The sequence below is a fragment of the Pseudomonas sp. GW823-FHT06E10 genome (assembly GCF_058794995.1).
In genome coordinates, this window is record NZ_JBXAHJ010000012.1 from 54903 (window position 1) to 71993 (window position 17091).

General features: G+C 59.5%; 17 protein-coding genes. 11 read left to right on the top strand and 6 right to left on the bottom strand.

Going from position 1 to position 17091, the window contains the following annotated elements:
• Nucleotides 1-23 precede the first annotated feature (23 nt).
• From AC1Q6Y_RS19520 to norR, 4 genes are all read right to left on the bottom strand, one after another.
• Nucleotides 24-350 (bottom strand): hypothetical protein, encoded by a 327-nt coding sequence (locus AC1Q6Y_RS19520; protein ID WP_349733655.1) that lies wholly within the window; start codon nt 348-350, stop codon nt 24-26.
• A gap of 152 nt (nt 351-502) precedes the next feature.
• Nucleotides 503-961, bottom strand: a complete 459-nt coding sequence (locus AC1Q6Y_RS19525) for a GNAT family N-acetyltransferase (protein ID WP_191622249.1) — start codon at nt 959-961, stop codon at nt 503-505.
• Nucleotides 962-988: 27 nt separating this feature from the next.
• The gene (locus AC1Q6Y_RS19530) at nt 989-1891 is read right to left on the bottom strand and encodes a chemotaxis protein CheV (protein ID WP_007970363.1); all 903 of its coding nucleotides are present in this window, start codon (nt 1889-1891) and stop codon (nt 989-991) included.
• A gap of 196 nt (nt 1892-2087) precedes the next feature.
• Entirely contained in the window at nt 2088-3638 is a 1551-nt protein-coding gene (gene norR / locus AC1Q6Y_RS19535; protein ID WP_492624997.1) for a nitric oxide reductase transcriptional regulator NorR, read from the bottom strand.
• Nucleotides 3639-3794: 156 nt separating this feature from the next.
• Between norR and hmpA the strand changes: the two genes are divergently transcribed.
• Both hmpA and AC1Q6Y_RS19545 read left to right on the top strand, forming a co-directional pair.
• Complete coding sequence (gene hmpA / locus AC1Q6Y_RS19540) at nt 3795-4976, top strand: NO-inducible flavohemoprotein (protein ID WP_057716362.1); 1182 nt, start codon at nt 3795-3797, stop codon at nt 4974-4976.
• 297 nt (nt 4977-5273) lie between these two features.
• Complete coding sequence (locus AC1Q6Y_RS19545; protein WP_057716361.1) at nt 5274-5783, top strand: disulfide bond formation protein B; 510 nt, start codon at nt 5274-5276, stop codon at nt 5781-5783.
• A 551-nt stretch (nt 5784-6334) separates the two neighbouring features.
• Here the strand turns inward: AC1Q6Y_RS19545 and AC1Q6Y_RS19550 are convergent.
• A complete protein-coding gene (locus AC1Q6Y_RS19550; protein ID WP_057716360.1) occupies nt 6335-6595 on the bottom strand; it encodes a hypothetical protein in 261 nt (86 codons plus the stop codon).
• 27 nt (nt 6596-6622) lie between these two features.
• On the opposite strand from AC1Q6Y_RS19550, the gene cyoA reads away from it, so the two are divergent.
• From cyoA to AC1Q6Y_RS19585, 7 genes are all read left to right on the top strand, one after another.
• A complete protein-coding gene (gene cyoA, locus AC1Q6Y_RS19555; RefSeq protein WP_057716359.1) occupies nt 6623-7567 on the top strand; it encodes a ubiquinol oxidase subunit II in 945 nt (314 codons plus the stop codon).
• A gap of 3 nt (nt 7568-7570) precedes the next feature.
• On the top strand, nt 7571-9601 hold the full coding sequence (gene cyoB, locus AC1Q6Y_RS19560; protein WP_015093557.1) for a cytochrome o ubiquinol oxidase subunit I: 2031 nt from the start codon (nt 7571-7573) through the stop codon (nt 9599-9601).
• Nucleotides 9602-9604: 3 nt separating this feature from the next.
• Nucleotides 9605-10225: a cytochrome o ubiquinol oxidase subunit III gene (locus AC1Q6Y_RS19565; RefSeq protein WP_030128695.1), complete on the top strand. Its 621-nt coding sequence runs from the start codon at nt 9605-9607 to the stop codon at nt 10223-10225.
• The gene (gene cyoD / locus AC1Q6Y_RS19570; RefSeq protein ID WP_090453161.1) at nt 10226-10567 is read left to right on the top strand and encodes a cytochrome o ubiquinol oxidase subunit IV; all 342 of its coding nucleotides are present in this window, start codon (nt 10226-10228) and stop codon (nt 10565-10567) included.
• A gap of 11 nt (nt 10568-10578) precedes the next feature.
• Entirely contained in the window at nt 10579-11466 is an 888-nt protein-coding gene (cyoE, locus tag AC1Q6Y_RS19575) for a heme o synthase (RefSeq protein WP_492624998.1), read from the top strand.
• A gap of 268 nt (nt 11467-11734) precedes the next feature.
• Nucleotides 11735-12373, top strand: a complete 639-nt coding sequence (locus AC1Q6Y_RS19580; RefSeq protein WP_218494955.1) for a DUF6036 family nucleotidyltransferase — start codon at nt 11735-11737, stop codon at nt 12371-12373.
• Entirely contained in the window at nt 12357-12809 is a 453-nt protein-coding gene (locus AC1Q6Y_RS19585) for a hypothetical protein (protein ID WP_492624999.1), read from the top strand. The genes AC1Q6Y_RS19580 and AC1Q6Y_RS19585 overlap by 17 nt, the downstream gene beginning before the upstream one ends.
• Nucleotides 12810-13092: 283 nt before the next feature.
• On the opposite strand, the gene AC1Q6Y_RS19590 is transcribed toward AC1Q6Y_RS19585, so the two are convergent.
• The gene (locus AC1Q6Y_RS19590; protein ID WP_090453166.1) at nt 13093-14511 is read right to left on the bottom strand and encodes an aminotransferase-like domain-containing protein; all 1419 of its coding nucleotides are present in this window, start codon (nt 14509-14511) and stop codon (nt 13093-13095) included.
• A 148-nt stretch (nt 14512-14659) separates the two neighbouring features.
• On the opposite strand from AC1Q6Y_RS19590, the gene AC1Q6Y_RS19595 reads away from it, so the two are divergent.
• Complete coding sequence (locus AC1Q6Y_RS19595) at nt 14660-15760, top strand: MFS transporter (protein ID WP_492625000.1); 1101 nt, start codon at nt 14660-14662, stop codon at nt 15758-15760.
• Nucleotides 15761-15802: 42 nt separating this feature from the next.
• A complete protein-coding gene (locus tag AC1Q6Y_RS19600; protein ID WP_492625001.1) occupies nt 15803-17083 on the top strand; it encodes an ATP-grasp domain-containing protein in 1281 nt (426 codons plus the stop codon).
• The last annotated feature ends 8 nt before the right edge of the window (nt 17084-17091 follow it).

Consider the following 17091-nt stretch of genomic DNA (forward strand, 5'->3'; position numbering starts at 1 on the left):
TATCGAAGCAAATTATGCGCCAGTCAGTTTGCCTTGCCGGCCGGGCGGATGGAGTCCCATTCGGTGACGTACGCGGTTTTGCTCTTTTTGTTGTACAGGCACAACTCGGTGCCTTGTGCGCCTTTCATGTGCTTTTGCGGGTACTGGCCCTGGAGCAGGAGCGCGGTGTAGCCGACCCGGTCATCGAACTGCGCGGCGTTGCCGACCGGTTTGCTGTCCTTCAGGCCACTGGCCTTGGTGCAACTGGTGAGTACGGCTTTGTCGTAGGTGGCCCAGGCGTCGGGGCTGGAGGCGTGGGCCAGGGAGGCGAGGGCGGTGAGGCAGAACAGAATCAGGGGCGCAGCTTTCATGGTTCAGGCTTCCTTGGGCTGAGTGGCCAAGGCAGGAGTATGCCTGAAAGGTAGATGGATACTTTGCTGACCTCTTCGCGAGCAAGCCCGCTCCCACATTGGACGGTGTACACACATCAACTGTGGGAGCGAGCCTGCTCGCGATGGCGGCATCAGAGCGGAACCGGCTCCCGGCGGATCGCGCGCATCCCGACGTTTTCATACAAGCGCCGCGCCCGAAGGTTGTCTTCACGTACCTTCAGGTCCACGAAACCTTCATGCCGCTGCTGGAACACCTTGAACGCCTGCAACAACAGCGCACGCCCCAACCCCCGACCCTGAAACCGCGGGTGCACCACCAGGTTCTTGATATAGGCACTGGTCCAGCACTGGCAAACGCCGACCACTTCCTCGGCATCCAGGGCAATGAAGCACAGGGCCGGGTCATATTCCGGATCGGTTTCGAACTGCCGTTGCCACATGTCCAGCGCGGCTACGCGACCACCGCCGTCGAGATAACCGAACTCCATCAACCGGTGCACGGCGGCGCCCAGTTCGGGGCGGTATTCGCTCAGTTGCAGGCCGGTTGGCCAATCAGGGGGCGGCACGACGACAGAGAGGTCGCGCCGCATCAGCCAGCAGAATTCTTCGGTCAACACTCAATAACCCTGTTCGGCGACAGCCTTGGCCGCGGTGATCAGGCACTGGGTCAATTCCGGCGAAGAAAACTTGGTCAGCACCGCGTTCGCCCCCGCCAGTCGTGCTTTCTCGGCGTTCATCGCACTGTCCAGCGAGGTGTGCAGCAGTACATAAAGATGCGCGAAATCCGGGGTTTCCCGCAGGGTGCGGGTGAAGGCGTAACCGTCCATCTCCGACATCTCGATGTCCGAGACGATCAGGTTGATCTGCTGCGCGGTGCCTTGCAGGTCCAGCAGGCAGTCGATGGCTTCCTTGGCGCTGCGGGCCGTATGGCACTGCAGGCCGAGGTTACGCAGGGTGTGCACCGATTGCTGCAAGGCGACCTGACTGTCATCGACCACCAGGATGCGCGCGTTGCCGAGCAGTTCGGCGTCTTCCATGCTCAGTTCGGTCGGCGCCATTTCGATTTGTGCCGGGGCGATGCCATGGATGACTTTTTCGATGTCCAGCACTTGTACCAGGGTGCCATCGACCGACGTCACGCCGGTGATGTAGGCACGCAAACCACCGGAGCCGAAGGGTGGCGGGCGGATGTCGGTGGTCAGGCAATGGACGATCTTGCTCACGGCCTGTACGTGCAGGCCCTGCTTGGAGCGGCTGACGTCGGTGACGATCAGGCAGCCGCCGTTGGGGTCTTCCAGCGGACGCTCGCCAATGGCACGGCTGAGGTCGATCACCGACAGCGAGGCACCGCGCAGGGTGGCGATGCCTTTGACGTGGGGATGTGACTCCGGCAGCCTGGTCAGCGGCGGGCAGGGAATGATTTCACTGACCTTGAGCAGGTTGATCGCCATCAGCTTGCCGCTGCGCAAGGTAAACAGCAGAAGCGAAAGTGAGTCTGCGCGGGCTTTGGTGGAGGACATATAAACCTTCTCTGGAAAAAGGTGACGGGCAATCCAGGGATCGCCAATGACTTCGATGCCGGGTTATCGACTTGTTTGGGGCAGGCTTTAACAATTGCGGTGAACAGTAAGACGCCATCGCGAGCAAGCTCGCTCCCACATTGGATCGTCGTCGTTCACACATCCTGTGGGAGCGAGCTTGCTCGCGATGGGGTCATCACTTCATGCCGAGCCTTTTGGCCATCCGCCCAAGATTCGCCCGATCCAAGCCTAGCTCACGGGCCGCGCTTGCCCAGTTGTTGTTGTGCCGCTCCAGGCAGGCACCGATCAACTGGCGCTGATAGTTTTCGGTCGCCTCGCGCAAATCACCTGCTACCAACGCCACAGCGGCGATGGCGGGTTGCTCGGCAGCGGTTTCAACGATGGCGCTGGGCAAGTCGAGGTCGGTTGCGCTCAAGCTGAGAATCTTTGGCCGCTCCTTGCAATTGCCCAAGGCTTTCAAGGCGCTGCGGCCGATCAAATGTTCAAGCTCGCGCACATTGCCGGGCCAGTCGTAGGCCAATAACGCGGCCTGGGCGTCGCTGTTCAGGCGCAGGCTGTTGAGGCCCATGCGCGAGCGGTTCTGCTCCAGGAAGTAACCGCTGAGCAGCAGCACATCACGCCCGCGATCGCGCAGGGCCGGCACCAGCAGCGGATACACGCTGAGGCGATGGTAGAAGTCGGCGCGGTAACGGCCGCTGCGTACTTCTTCGGCGAGGTCGCGGTTGGTCGCCGCGATCAGGCGCACGTCGACCTGATGCTCCTGGTCCGAACCCAGTCGCTGCAGTTGACCGCTTTGCAGCACCCGCAGCAACTTGGCCTGCACGGTCAGCGACAACTCGCCGACTTCATCAAGGAACAGCGTGCCGCCATTGGCCAGTTCGAACTTGCCACGGCGGTCGTTCATCGCCCCGGTGAAGGCGCCGCGAACATGGCCGAACAACTCGCTTTCCACCAGGGTGTCGGGCAGCGCGGCGCAGTTGAGGCTGATGATCGGTTTGTCGGCGCGGGGCGAGGCGGCATGGATGGCTTGGGCCACCAACTCCTTGCCGACCCCGGTTTCGCCGGTGATCAACACGGTCAGGTCGCTGCCGCCCACCAGGCTTATTTCTTCGACCAGGCGCTTGTGGGCCTTGCTCTGGCCAATCATCTCGCGATTCTGCTGGCCGCTGGCCTGGCGGTAGACCTCGGCGCGCTGATGCTCATCTTCGACCCGGTTGTTCAACCGCTCGATGCGCTCGGCGGCGTTGACCGTAGCGGCCGCGAGGCTGGCGAAGGCTTGCAGGGCATCCAGTTCGATCGGTTCGAAGCGCTCCGGGTCGAGGGCATCGAGGGTCAGCAGGCCCCATGGGCGCTCGTCGATGAACAACGGGCAACCCATGCAGTCGTGGACTTCCAGATGATCATCCAGGCCATCGACCAGGCCGTCATAGGGGTCAGGCAAGTCGCTGTCGGCAGCGAAACGGGTCGGGCCGGGGCCGCTGAGCAGCGCTTCGAAACGCGGGTGCTCGCTGACCTTGAAGCGCCGGCCGAGGGTGTCGGTACTCAAGCCGTCGACGGCCAGCGGCACCAGCCATTCACCATCAAGACGCAGCAGGGCGGCGGCGTCGCACGGGAGCAGGGCGCGCATGGCTTCCAGCAGGCGTCGATAACGTTCGCCCTCGGGCAGTTCGCGGGACAGGTCGGCGACCAGGGGCAGCAGAGCAGTGAGCAGGGGTTTTGCAGTCATAGTGACTCCGTGTAGTCGGTATGACTATAAATCAGGCAGTGTCTAAATGACTAATTAGTTATTAAGTTATTGATTTATAACGTTTAAATAGTTGGCACGAAAGCTGATAAGCATAGGGTAGTCCGTTAGCAACCCAAGAAGACCAGGAGTCACCTTATGCTGAGCGCTCAAGACCGTGCCATCGTCAAATCTACCGTGCCGCTGCTCGAAAGCGGTGGTGAGGCGCTGATCACGCACTTCTACCGCATGATGCTCTCCGAATATCCGCAAGTCCGCCCGCTGTTCAACCAGGCCCACCAGGCCAGCGGTGATCAGCCGCGTGCCCTGGCCAACGGCGTATTGATGTATGCGCGCCATATCGACCAGCTCGACCAGTTGGGCGACCTGGTAGCCAAGATCATCAACAAGCACGTGGCCCTGCAGATCCTCCCGGAGCACTATCCGATTGTCGGCAGCTGCCTGCTGCGGGCCATCGCCGAAGTATTGGGCGAAGAGATCGCCACTCCTGAAGTGATCGCGGCCTGGGGCGCGGCCTACGGTCAACTGGCTGACATCCTGATCGGTGCCGAAACCAGCATCTACGACCAGAAGGAACAGGCACCGGGCGGTTGGCGCGGGGCGCGGGAATTCATCGTGGCAGACAAGGTCGAGGAGAGCGCCGAGATCACTTCGTTCTACTTCGAACCCGCGGACAAAGGCCCGATCCTGCTGGCAGAACCCGGCCAGTACATCGGCATGAAACTGATCCTCGACGGTGAAGAGATCCGTCGTAACTACTCGCTGTCGGCGCTGGCAAACAAAGGCCAGTACCGCATCAGCGTCAAACGCGAGGCCGGTGGCCGCGCTTCCAACTTCCTGCACGACCAGTTGCATGTCGGCGCCAGCATCCAGTTGTTCCCGCCATCGGGCGAGTTCGTCCTGACCGCCAGCGACAAGCCACTGGTACTGATCAGCGGTGGCGTGGGCATCACCCCGACCCTGGCGATGCTCGAAGCGGCGCTGGAAACCCAGCGGCCGGTGCATTTCATCCACTGCGCGCGCAACGGCAGCGTCCATGCCTTCCGCGACTGGATCGATGGCCTGGCTGAGCGTCATCCGCAACTCAAACGCTTTTACTGCTATTCCGAGGACGACGGCGTGAGCCCGGCGGCGCACAAGATGGGGTTGTTGAGCCAGCAGCAGTTGCATCAATGGCTGCCGCAAGAGCGCGATCTGGATGCCTACTTCCTGGGGCCAAAAGGCTTCATGGTCGCGATCAAACGCCACCTCAAAGCATTGGGTGTGCCGGAGAAGCAAAGCCGTTATGAGTTCTTCGGGCCGGCAGCGGCGCTGGAGTAAGGGGTTGGCGCGGTGGGTCAGTAGGCTCACCGCGTCGCCTTCATCGCGGGCAAACCACGCTCCCACAGGGATTTGTGTCGATCCGGATTGATGTGAACGACACAACCCCCCCGTGGGAGCGTGGCTTGCCCGCGATTGCTTCACCTCGGTCCTGAACTGAAAAAAGTCAGAAAGTTAATCCCTTCTTAACCGCCTTATCGTCTATTCCCCCCGAATCCCCCTCACATGCGCCAGACTCTCAAAGGTCCGGGCCAGCGTGTAGACTGACGGGCAATCGAAATATTGAAGGGAAACGCGATGAGCGATGAATCCATGCGGTTGGGGCGTGAACGGCGCTACCTGGTGTTTTTGGGCATCATTTGCCTGGCGCTGATCGGCGGCGCGCTGTACATGCAAATTGTTCTGGGCGAGGCCCCTTGCCCGTTGTGCATCCTGCAACGTTACGCGTTGCTGCTGATCGCGATCTTTGCCTTCATCGGCGCGGCCATGCGCGGCCGTCGCAGCATCACGGTGTTTGAAACCCTGGTGGTGATTTGTGCAGTGGCAGGTGCAGGCGTTGCCGGGCATCACGTCTATACGCAGTTCTATCCGGCGGTCAGCTGCGGCATCGATGTGCTGCAACCGATTGTCGATGACTTGCCGCTGGCGAAGATCTTCCCGCTGGGTTTCCAGGTCGATGGTTTCTGCTCCACGCCATACCCGCCGATCCTCGGTCTGTCGCTGGCGCAGTGGGCGCTGGTTGCCTTCGTGCTGATCGTGGTGCTGGTGCCGTTGCTGACTTCGCGTAACCGCAAAACGCTGCGCTGAGGTCAACTGCCGCCTCCTATTGTCGGACAAAAAAGCCCCGGTCCTCGAAGAGAGGGCCGGGGTTTTTTTTGTCTTGCAGAGCACATTTCAGAGGCCGGGTAAAAAGACTGTGACGGGTGGCAATCAAGGGTGCGACACGTGTGCGACATGTTGTCACAGAGTGAGCGCCGCAGGGCGTTCGAGAAGGCCGGATTGGTGCATGGAAACGTAACGAAATTGGCTTGTTTTGCAGGCTTCCGGTTTTTTCCATTACGGGCACGAACAGGCAGTTTTAACAGGCTCTGGCGAATGGCCAGAGCCCCCGTCATATCGGGGCTTGGGCAAGGTCAAGGGCCGAGAAGAGGGACACGATACTGTCTGAACCGTGGGTGGAAGACCTACTTATTTTGGTGTTTTTGTTGAGAATTAATTTCGATAAGATGCGCCACTTTTGCGAAAACGGTTAATGATTGTTGCCGCTTCGGATAAAAATTATTTCGGGATGAGACATGGTTTATGGAACGTTACATATCTACAATCGCCCGCACTGAATTCCCGGCACTGCTCAAATCTTAACCAGGGGTGAGCAGAAACAGGGTGTCGAGAGGTCTGGTGGCTTCATGCGATTCCCAGGTGTCGGAGCCTCCAATTACCCGCACCAAATGGAATTGGTCTGTAACAAGGCCTTTGACCACGTATTCGAATAAGAACTCACCGCAGGCCCGGGATTTGTCGTACAGCGTCTGACGCACGACGGGCATGCCCTTATTCAATCCAAGAAAAATGCCAACCCTTGGCAGGGTGAAGTGTTGGCGATCAAAACCCAACTGCATTGCGCAAGCTGCTTTAGAGGTCGTGAGATGAGTAAAAACAGGTACCCCAGACTACTAGGCTTATTGCCGCTGATCGGCACGTTGTTGCTGTCAGGCTGCAACATGACCTTGCTCAATCCCAAGGGCCAGGTTGGTCTGGATGAGCGAAACCTGATCATCACCGCAACGCTGCTGATGCTGTTGGTCGTCGTTCCGGTCATCATCATGACCTTCCTGTTCGCCTGGAAATACCGCGCGTCCAACACCAACGCTACCTACACCCCGAAATGGAACCACTCCACCAAGATCGAGATCGCGGTGTGGGCTGTTCCAGTGCTGATCATCATTGCCCTGGGTTACGTCACCTACAAGTCGACCCACGCCCTTGACCCGTACAAGCCGCTGGAATCCGACGTCAAGCCTGTGACCATCGAAGTGGTCGCGCTGGACTGGAAGTGGCTGTTCATCTATCCGGAACAAGGCATCGCCACGGTCAACAAGATCGTGTTCCCGGCGCACACCCCGATCAACTTCAAGATCACTTCCGACGCCGTGATGAACTCGTTCTTCATCCCTGCACTGGGCGGCCAGATCTACGCGATGGCGGGCATGCAGACCAAGCTGCACCTGATCGCCAACGAGAACGCCGAGATGGACGGTATCTCCGCCAACTACAGCGGCGCGGGTTTCACCGGTATGAAATTCAAAGCGATCGCAACTTCCCAGGAAGATTTCGACGCCTGGGTAAGTGAAGTCAAAAAGGCACCTAAGCAGCTTGAACAAGCTGAATACGCAGCCCTTGCCAAGCAAAGCCAGAACAACCCAGTCGAGCTCTACTCCTCGGTGACGCCGAACCTGTTCCAGACCATCGTCGACAAGTACGAAGGCATGAAACCGGGTCCGAAAGTGAAGCACGAGAAAGAAGAGAAAGAAGTGGCCGCTACGCAAGGAATGGACATGAACTCGCATTCAGCTGCCGGGGCAGAGGAGTAAACGATGTTTGGTAAATTAAGTTGGGAAGCAGTCCCGTTCCACGAGCCGATCGTAATGGTGACCATCGCCATGATCGCGCTCGGTGGTCTGGCGCTGTTCGCTGCAATCACCTACTTCAAGAAGTGGACCTACCTGTGGACCGAGTGGCTGACGTCGGTCGACCACAAGAAAATCGGCGTGATGTACATCATCGTCGCCATGGTCATGCTGCTGCGCGGCTTTGCCGACGCCATCATGATGCGTACCCAGCTGGCCATGGCCACCGAGGGTTCGCCTGGCTACCTGCCACCTGAACACTACGACCAGATCTTCACCGCCCACGGTGTGATCATGATCATCTTCATGGCGATGCCATTCTTCACCGGCCTGATGAACCTTGCAGTGCCGCTGCAGATCGGCGCGCGTGACGTTGCCTACCCGTTCCTGAACTCCCTGAGCTTCTGGCTGCTGGTTTCCGGCGTGGTGCTGATCAACCTGTCCCTGGGCGTCGGCGAATTCGCCAAGACCGGCTGGGTTGCCTATCCGCCGCTGTCGGGTCTGCAATACAGCCCTGGCGTGGGGATGGATTACTACATCTGGGCGCTACAGCTATCCGGCCTGGGTACGACGCTGACGGGGGTCAACTTCCTGGCCACCGTGCTGAAAATGCGTACCCCTGGCATGAAGCTGATGGACATGCCGATCTTCACCTGGACCTGCACCTGGGCCAACGTCCTGATCGTGGCCTCGTTCCCGATCCTGACCGCTACCCTGGCACTGCTGACGCTTGACCGTTACATGGATTTCCACATTTTCACCAATGAACTTGGTGGCAATCCGATGATGTACGTGAACCTGTTCTGGGCATGGGGTCACCCTGAGGTGTACATCCTGATCCTGCCAGCGTTCGGTATCTTCTCCGAAGTCATCTCGACCTTCACCGGCAAGAAACTGTTCGGCCACCACTCGATGGTCTACGCATCGGGCGCGATCTCGATCCTGGGCTTCATGGTTTGGCTGCACCACTTCTTCACCATGGGTTCGGGTGCCAGCGTCAACGCCTTCTTCGGTCTGGCGACGATGCTGATTTCCATCCCGACGGGTGTGAAGCTGTTCAACTGGCTGTTCACCATCTACCAGGGTCGTCTGCGTTTCACCAGCCAGGTTCTGTGGACCCTGGGCTTCATGGTGACCTTCGCCATCGGCGGCATGACCGGCGTACTGCTGGCCATCCCGGGTGCTGACTTCGTTCTGCACAACAGCCTGTTCGTGATCGCGCACTTCCATAACGTGATCATCGGCGGTGCGGTATTCGGTTACATCGCAGGTTTCGCGTTCTACTTCCCTAAAGCGTTCGGCTTCAAGCTGCACGAAGGCTGGGGCAAGGCAGCGTTCTGGTTCTGGATCTCGGGCTTCTTCGTCGCGTTCATGCCGCTCTACGCGCTGGGCTTCATGGGCATGACCCGTCGACTGAACGCCACCACCAACCCTGAGTGGGTGCCGTACCTGTACGTCGCCATGTTCGGGGCGGTGATGATCGCCGTGGGTATCGCTTGCCAGCTGATCCAGCTGTACGTCAGCGTGCGTGACCGCAACAAGCCGGAAAACATGTGCGAACACGGCGACCCGTGGAATGCCCACACCCTGGAATGGTCGACCTCGTCGCCACCACCGTTCTACAACTTTGCCGTGCTGCCGAAAGCCGACTGCATCGACCCGTTCACCGAAGCCAAGGAAAACGGCACCGCGTACAAGGCTCCAGCCAAGTACCAGCCGATCCACATGCCTAACAACACCGCCACCGGTGTGGTCATGGGCGCGCTGTTGACCGTGTTCGGTTTCGCGATGATCTGGCACATCTGGTGGCTGGCAATCGCTAGCCTGGCCGGCACCGTGATCTACTTCGTGATCCACGCGGCCCGTGATGATCAAGGCTATATGGTGCCGGTCGACGTGATCGAGCGCATCGAAGCCGAGCAGCACAAGCGCCTGGTAGCGGCAGGGAAAATCCCGGCCACCGCCACCCGTGTTGAAACCTCGTTGGAACAGGCTTAAACCATGTCGAATTTAGTGACCAATGTTGGACACGCCCATGGTGACCATGGGCACGATGACCACCACGACTCGGGCGAGATGACCGTATACGGTTTCTGGCTCTACCTGATGACCGACTGCATTCTGTTTGCGTCGATCTTCGCGGTGTACGCGGTACTGGTTAACAACGTAGCGGGTGGTCCGTCGGGCCACGACATCTTCGAACTGCCATACGTGCTGGGCGAAACCGCTCTGCTGTTGTTCAGTTCGATCACCTACGGCTTCGCCATGCTGGCGTTCTACCGGGGCAACAAGAAGCAGGTCCTGGGCTGGTTGGCCATGACCTTCCTGTTCGGCCTGGGCTTCATCGGCATGGAGATCAACGAGTTCCACATCTTGATCTCCGAAGGCTACGGCCCTAGCCGTTCCGGCTTCCTGTCCGGGTTCTTCACCCTGGTCGGTACCCACGGTCTGCACGTGACCAGCGGTCTGATCTGGATGGCGATCATGATGTATCAGGTCAACAAGCATGGCCTGACCTCGACCAACAAGACCCGTCTGAGCTGCCTGAGCCTGTTCTGGCACTTCCTGGACGTCGTCTGGATCTGCGTATTCACCGTTGTTTATCTGATGGGGACTATGTAAATGGCTAACCCAGCTCATTCCCACCATGGCCACGACGACGCCGGTCACGGCAGCTACAAGTCGTACGTCATCGGCTTCATCCTGTCGGTGATCCTGACCGCCATTCCATTCGGTCTGGTGATGTACCCGACACTGCCGAAGTCGATCACCCTGTTGATCGTCCTGGCGTTCGCGATCGTCCAGGTGCTGGTGCACCTGGTGTACTTCCTGCACCTGGACCGTTCGGCCGCGCAGCGAAACAACGTGATTGCGTTTGTCTTCGCCGCGATCGTGATTGTCCTGCTGGTTGGCCTGTCGCTGTGGATCATGTTCAGCATCCACACGTTCATGATGGCGAAGTGAGGTAAGTCCGCATGTCCCTCAAGCACTTTATCCAAATCACCAAACCGGGGATCATTTTCGGTAACGTGCTTTCTGTGGCAGGCGGATTTTTCCTGGCCTCCAAAGGGCATGTCGATCTGGCCATCTTCCTGGCCGCCATGATCGGCACGTCCCTGGTGGTTGCCTCCGGTTGCGTGTTCAACAACTGCATCGACCGCGACATCGACCTGAAGATGGAACGCACCAAGAACCGGGTGCTGGTCCAGGGCTTGATCTCCCTGAAACTGGCCCTGATCTATGCGACCGTCCTGGGTGTCGCCGGTATTGCACTGTTGTACAAGGTGGCCAACCCGTTGGCCGCACTGTTCGCAGTCATCGGCTTCGTGATCTACGTCGGCTTCTACAGCCTGTACCTCAAGCGCAAGTCGGTTCACGGCACGCTGGTGGGCAGTCTGTCGGGCGCCATGCCGCCGGTGATTGGCTACGTCGCAGTCAGCAACACCTTCGACATGGCCGCGCTGACCCTGCTGGTGATGTTCAGCCTGTGGCAGATGCCGCATTCCTACGCCATCGCGATCTTCCGCTTCAACGATTACCTGGCCGCATCGATTCCGGTGCTGCCGGTGAAGCGCGGCATCCAGGTGGCCAAGAAGCACATCCTGCTCTACATCCTGGCGTTCCTCGTGGCGACCTTGATGCTGACCTTCAGCGGCTACGCCGGCATGAGCTACCTCGCCGTCGCCGCCGCCATGGGCATGTACTGGCTCTACATGGCCTGGACCGGCTACAAGGCAGTGGATGACACGGTCTGGGCACGCAAGCTGTTCGTGTTCTCGATCTTCACCATTACCGCGTTGAGCGTGATGATGTCCCTGGACTTCAAAGTGCCGACCGAGCTGCTGCTGACGTACGCGCCTTAAGCGTCGGATGCTGTAAAGAAAAGCCCCGCCTTCGAGAGAAGAGCGGGGCTTTTTGTTGGGTGCTTTCTGCGGGACCGCGTTGCCGCCATCGCGAGCCTGCTTGCTATGGCCGCGACGCGGGCTGACAGGCCTCTTACGATAGGCGGCCTGACCGGCAAAAATGCTTACGGATTTGCCTGAACTTTCCCACGGGTTTTTCAGGTTGAGGGTCGGAAGTCGCCTATCTAGCCTCGGGAGCCGTTATTACGAGCATCCCAGAGGATCTACGATGGAGCTGCCAGAGGTAATCACCCCGCGTGTTAATACGGAAACAGCGTTGGGGCAGGCTTTGATTTCAATATTCAAATCTGTCGAAGCGGAACTAGAGCTAGAGAACGCAGGACCAGGGGCCGTCAAAATTATCGTTTTCGGTGGCTGCGCTGTTCACCTTTATACCCATCATCGCGTTTCCACCGACGTCGATGCCGAGATTTATGAGGCTCATGTTCCCGAAGGTTTACACCTGCAAACCATGCTCGCAGAGATACCCGAACAGTTTGTTGATGAGCGATCCGGTCGATTGATGGAGCTGAACTACGACCTGCAATACAACACCAGTTTTGGGCCAATACATGAGGACTATTGGGAGCGGAGCCTTCCTATTGAAGCGTTTCCGATAGAGTCCCCGCTGCACGTTCATATCGCAGCACCTGTCGACATTGCCATCTCCAAACTGGGCAGAGCGACCGATCAGGACATTGGTGATATCAAGGCACTTCTCAGGGCTGGTTTCATCTTGACTACCGAGTTCCGTCGACTGGCATTGCAGGCGATTGATGTATATGTTGGCAACAAGGAGCCACCAATCTCCGTTCTCACTAATATTTTGCATGATTATCTGGAGAGCACAGATGACGAAGCCCCATAGCGGCCACGTCCTCTCATCCGCCTTGGACACGCTGGTAAAAAGACCTTTAAATCAAGCGGATGACGCTGCTCTCGTGAGCGCCGCCAAAGCTGTCTGGTACTCGGACTCAAATCTTGAAAACGAGGTTACCGCTTTTTTGAATCGTCACACTGACGAAGTGGAGGTTCGGCGCGCTGGCTATCTGCTCGAGCGACTCACTCGATTTACTTGCTTGTCCGATCTCCGGGTGTCGGAAACGCTCAATGTCCTCGAGCTTTTTGCACATTCGACTTCCGTGCAAGCCGTGATGCTACAAACCGTCACGCCACTGCGTCGACGCCGTGATGAACTCGCTGTCTCTTGGGGGTTGAGTGAGGGCCTCGGCCTAAAAGCCCAAGCCCTCTTGCCTTTTCAGACCCGGCATTACGAAGCTGAGCAGCGCGCCATGTTTTCCTGAGCTCTGGTTGCAGCGAAGAGGCTGCATCGTTTGGCCCAAAAATTGAAACGGCCTGCAGCGCAAAGCCCCTCCTTTCGAGAGAACGGTGGGGCTTTTTCATTCATGCGCGGTTGTTACAGGGGGCATCGAGCACCTTCACCACGTTATCGCTGATATCGGGTACGACGCTGAACCCCTGTGGGAGCGAGCTTGCTCGCGATGGCGGCGTGTCAGGCAACATCAATTTTGAATGTGACGGCCTCATCGCGAGCAAGCTCGCTCCCACAAGATCGGTGGTCGTCGGTTACTTGCTTTGTTTATCAAGCAACCGGAAAAACCGCTCGCGCACCTGCAAGCTGTCACTGTGCGCCACATTGAAGCGCAGGAACTGGCTGGCATCCGGCCCTTTGCTCAGCAAGGTGCCCGGCGCCAATACCATATTGTTCTCCAGCCCCTGGCGAGCCAGGTTTTCGGCATGCAGGCCGTCCGGCAACCGCGCCCATATAAACACCCCTTCTCCGGGAAGCGAGGAAAGCGAACACCCAGCCTCCGCCAACCAACTGGCCACACGACTGTTCGATTCATAGAGCCGATCCACCGTGCGCCGCGCATGCTTGGCATAGCTGCCGTCGCTGAGCATGGTGCAGGTGATCTGCTCCGCCAGTTCCGAGGTCACGCCACCGCAGGCCATTTTCAACGCGACCATCCGCGCCGCCAATTGTGGCGAGAGCACGGTGTAGCTGACCCGGCTGTTGGCGGTCAGGGTCTTGGAGAAGCCGGAGACATAACTCACATTGTCCAGCCCGCTGGCGGCCAGGCGCGGGGTGCGGCGATGCTGGATGTCGCAGTACAGGTCGTCTTCGACGATGTGGAAGCCATGGCGGTGGCTCAGTTCCAGCAAGCGGTAAACCTGGGCCGGGGTGAACGAGTGGCCGGTGGGGTTATGCAGCGTGCTGTTGGTCATGTACAGCACGGGTTTGTGGGCGATCAGCAGTTGCTCGAAGGCGTCGAGGTCCATGCCGTCGCAATCCCGTGCGATGGTGATGACCTTGGCCCCGTGCAGCGCCAGGTTGGCGTGCATGTTGAAGTAGCAGGGGTCGTCGAGCAGTACGGTGTCGCCGGGTTTGACCAGCAGGCGCATCAGCAGGTCGATGGCCTGCATGGTGTTGGCGGTGGTGATGATCTGGTCCACCGGCGCTTCGATGCCGAAGGTCGCCAGTTTCACCCGCAGGGCCTGGCGCAACGGCAAGTAACCGCCGGCCACGCCGTACTCGCCCATGCGCAACGACGTTGCTCGCAGGGTACTGCGCACGGCTTTCTGCAATTCTTCGGCGGGTAGCCACGAGGTCGGCAGAAAACCGCAGCCGGGGCGCAGTGCGCCGTTGTCCAGCAGCAAGGCGCGACGAATCACGCTGAGGGTGTCCTGGGGTTGCAGGTCCGGGCCGGTGCCGCTTTTCAGCGCCGCTTCGGAGCGATGCACGTAATGCCCGGAGCCCTGGCGCGACACCACCAGCCCCTTGGCCCGCATGCGGTCCAGTGCATCGACCACCGTGGACTTGCCCACGTTCATCAAGTCGGAGAGTTCGCGAATCGGCGGCAGCTTGGCGCCGTGGGGCAGGCCCCCGGTGCTGATGGCATGCGTCAGTTGATCGACGATCTGCTGCACCAGCGGCGCGCCGGGCTGGAATTCAATGGCGGCAATGACTGCACGTTGAACCTGCATTTTACTGGTCTCTCCGGCAGTAAAGTTCGTTGGATTCTATACGAACTTGCCCTGATCAGGACACGCCTCTCTCTCTACCATGCCCTTACAGACTTTTCTGAATGTCAGCCTTTGTCGGCGGGCGTTCACCCGGTTCCTGAGGTGCTGCATGAGTGTCGAAACAACGGTCGCGGTGGCTAAACCGGTCATTAACCTGCGGTTATTCACGATCCGGATCATCACCGCCGTCTCGCTGTTCGCGGTACTGGGCAAGGCCAACGTCTGGCTCGACACGGCCACCAACAGCATCCTGGCCCTTGGATATCGCGCCTTGTTGCTGCTGTTGCCCCTGACTTTACTGGTACTTGGCCGTCGTTCCCTGAGCGTCACGCTGCTGTGTGCCGGCATTGGCCTGGTGCTGCTGGCGCTGACCAGCAATCAAGGCATGGTGATGTTTGCTGCCGCGTTGTTTGCCTACGGCATTGCCATTGCCGGTTACCTGATCAAGAGCGAAGCGGCCCAGACCAAGGAAGGCGCGGCCTACAACCGCGTAGCCATGAACTTGGGCAGCCTGGTGGCCGGTTTGATCCTGCTGTCGCCGCTTCTCACGCCGACGATGTTTTTCCTCGGCGCGGCGGCCTTCGTGTTGCTGTGCCTGCCGATCGCCCTCGGCGCGACATTCACCACCGAGCCGGTGGTAGCCCGCCCGGCCACTCAGGTCGGCAGCAACTGGGGCAACAAACTGCCCTGGGTGATCGCCGGGATCATCATGGGCATCAAGCTGTTCGGGGTGTTCTCGATCCTGCCACAGGCAATCCTGCTCAAGACCGGCGAGTTGCCGGCCTGGTACGGCTTGATGCTGATCCTCAACAGCGCCGTGGTGGTCTTCGCCCAAGTGCCGGTGATGAAGCTGATCGAGCGCACCGGGCGCTACAAGGTCGTGGCGGTGATCGGGATCATCGTCGGCGGTTTTGCGGTGCTGTCTTCGCCTGCCGCGTTCCACGTCGAAACCCTCGCCGGGGCGCTGGTCTGGGTGGCACTGCTGTCCATTGCCGAATGCGCCTTCAGCTACCTCGATTACTTCTCCGTCAAACAGAACAACATGTTCGTCAAGGAAGTGTCCCTGGGCGTCGGGGCCGGGCTGACCGTGTTGATCATGCGGGTGGTGCCGGCGCCGTACAACGCGCTGGTACTGGCCGCCATCGGTGCCGCAGGGATCCTGGCCTGGTACTGGCTCAACCGTAAATCCAATGCGTCGTTGCATGACTGAGTCATTGCCGTTGCGGTTTTCACTTTGCAGGTCAGGGGCATTATGAATACGACTTCATGTGTAGTAGTGGTCGGTTACAACGGCAATCGGGTGCACGACATCCAGAAACTGCGCGAGCTGTGCAAGTCGCTCTACAACGCCAGGCTCATCCTGCTGGTCGAGCAAATTCAACCCCATGACGACCAGGTGGCCGATCACGTCTGCAGCACTTCGCTGGCGGAAGAAGATGTGGCGGCATCCCTTGAACTGGTGGTGGGGTGCCTGAATGCCGACAGCTGGAAGCTGATCGGCATACTGCCGTTCTCCGATCGCGGTGTGCTGCTCGGTGCAGCGCTGGCCACTCACTTCGGCCTGCCGGGCATCACCCCGGAAGAAGCGCGGGCGGGCCTGGACAAGCAGATCTTCCGTCGGCTCGAAGCGGCGGCCAGCACCTCCCCCGGAGATTACCGGCCGGTGTTTTCCGCGCGGGTCGAAAACCTGTCGGAACTGCGCCAGCGCGTCGTCGAACTGGGCGGCAAGGCCTTCATCAAACCGGCCTGCGAAGGTGCGAGCCGGGGCTGTCGCGTCATCCATCACCCGTCGGAATGCGATGACGCCTGGCTGGCCCTGAAGCCTTACCGCGAAGGCGGCATCGTCCTTGAAGCGCTGGTGCAGAACGCCCGTGAATACAGCTGGGACTGTGTGGCCGGCAGCACCTGGGTGACGGAAAAAACCACCACCGAAGGCGCCTACCGCGCCGAGATCCAGCAAGTGGTGCCTGCGCCGTTGTCGGTGGACGTGCAGGCGCGGCTGATGGCGGCTGGCCGGCACATGTCGGCGCTGGTCTCCCAGGACAACGGTGCCTGGCACAACGAAGTGTTCCTGCGCAGCGACAACCTGACCTCGGCCGTGGAAACCAACATGCGCCCCGGCGGCATGCACATCTGGGACCTGGCCAAACGCGCCTTCGTCAATTTCGATCCGTGGGAACGCTGGGTGCGCTGGGCGGTGGAAGGCAAGACCGAACAGCATGAGCCAGTGGCCCGCGGGTACTGCGGCATTCGCCTGCTCAGGGCGCCGGCCGGCGGCATCCTGCGGGCGACGCCCGACATCGCCACCGTGGCCCGTTCGCTGTGCATTGAACTGCTGGAAGGCCAGTACGCCAAGCGCATCGGTGACTCGGTCAGCGCGCAGGTCAAGGACAACTTCTCATTCATCGGCCACATCGTGTTGTTCAACGAACACTACGGGCAACTGAGCAACGACCTGTTGCGTCTGGCCGAGGTGATTGAGTCACGCATCGAGGTGACTTGCCTGGCACCGGCCACTCGCGCCGTGTGTTGAGTCAGCAA

What these genes read in the sequence shown, in the direction of transcription:
- cyoB (WP_015093557.1), top strand. Translation starts at nt 7,571, where the DNA reads ATGTTTGGTAAATTAAGTTGGGAAGCAGTCCCGTTCCACGAGCCGATC.
- AC1Q6Y_RS19595 (WP_492625000.1), top strand. Translation starts at nt 14,660, where the DNA reads ATGAGTGTCGAAACAACGGTCGCGGTGGCTAAACCGGTCATTAACCTG.
- cyoE (WP_492624998.1), top strand. Translation starts at nt 10,579, where the DNA reads ATGTCCCTCAAGCACTTTATCCAAATCACCAAACCGGGGATCATTTTC.
- AC1Q6Y_RS19530 (WP_007970363.1), bottom strand. Translation starts at nt 1,891, where the DNA reads ATGTCCTCCACCAAAGCCCGCGCAGACTCACTTTCGCTTCTGCTGTTT.
- AC1Q6Y_RS19565 (WP_030128695.1), top strand. Translation starts at nt 9,605, where the DNA reads ATGTCGAATTTAGTGACCAATGTTGGACACGCCCATGGTGACCATGGG.
- AC1Q6Y_RS19525 (WP_191622249.1), bottom strand. Translation starts at nt 961, where the DNA reads ATGCGGCGCGACCTCTCTGTCGTCGTGCCGCCCCCTGATTGGCCAACC.
- norR (WP_492624997.1), bottom strand. Translation starts at nt 3,638, where the DNA reads ATGACTGCAAAACCCCTGCTCACTGCTCTGCTGCCCCTGGTCGCCGAC.
- hmpA (WP_057716362.1), top strand. Translation starts at nt 3,795, where the DNA reads ATGCTGAGCGCTCAAGACCGTGCCATCGTCAAATCTACCGTGCCGCTG.
- cyoD (WP_090453161.1), top strand. Translation starts at nt 10,226, where the DNA reads ATGGCTAACCCAGCTCATTCCCACCATGGCCACGACGACGCCGGTCAC.
- AC1Q6Y_RS19580 (WP_218494955.1), top strand. Translation starts at nt 11,735, where the DNA reads ATGGAGCTGCCAGAGGTAATCACCCCGCGTGTTAATACGGAAACAGCG.
- AC1Q6Y_RS19590 (WP_090453166.1), bottom strand. Translation starts at nt 14,511, where the DNA reads ATGCAGGTTCAACGTGCAGTCATTGCCGCCATTGAATTCCAGCCCGGC.
- AC1Q6Y_RS19545 (WP_057716361.1), top strand. Translation starts at nt 5,274, where the DNA reads ATGAGCGATGAATCCATGCGGTTGGGGCGTGAACGGCGCTACCTGGTG.
- cyoA (WP_057716359.1), top strand. Translation starts at nt 6,623, where the DNA reads ATGAGTAAAAACAGGTACCCCAGACTACTAGGCTTATTGCCGCTGATC.
- AC1Q6Y_RS19550 (WP_057716360.1), bottom strand. Translation starts at nt 6,595, where the DNA reads ATGCAGTTGGGTTTTGATCGCCAACACTTCACCCTGCCAAGGGTTGGC.
- AC1Q6Y_RS19585 (WP_492624999.1), top strand. Translation starts at nt 12,357, where the DNA reads ATGACGAAGCCCCATAGCGGCCACGTCCTCTCATCCGCCTTGGACACG.
- AC1Q6Y_RS19520 (WP_349733655.1), bottom strand. Translation starts at nt 350, where the DNA reads ATGAAAGCTGCGCCCCTGATTCTGTTCTGCCTCACCGCCCTCGCCTCC.
- AC1Q6Y_RS19600 (WP_492625001.1), top strand. Translation starts at nt 15,803, where the DNA reads ATGAATACGACTTCATGTGTAGTAGTGGTCGGTTACAACGGCAATCGG.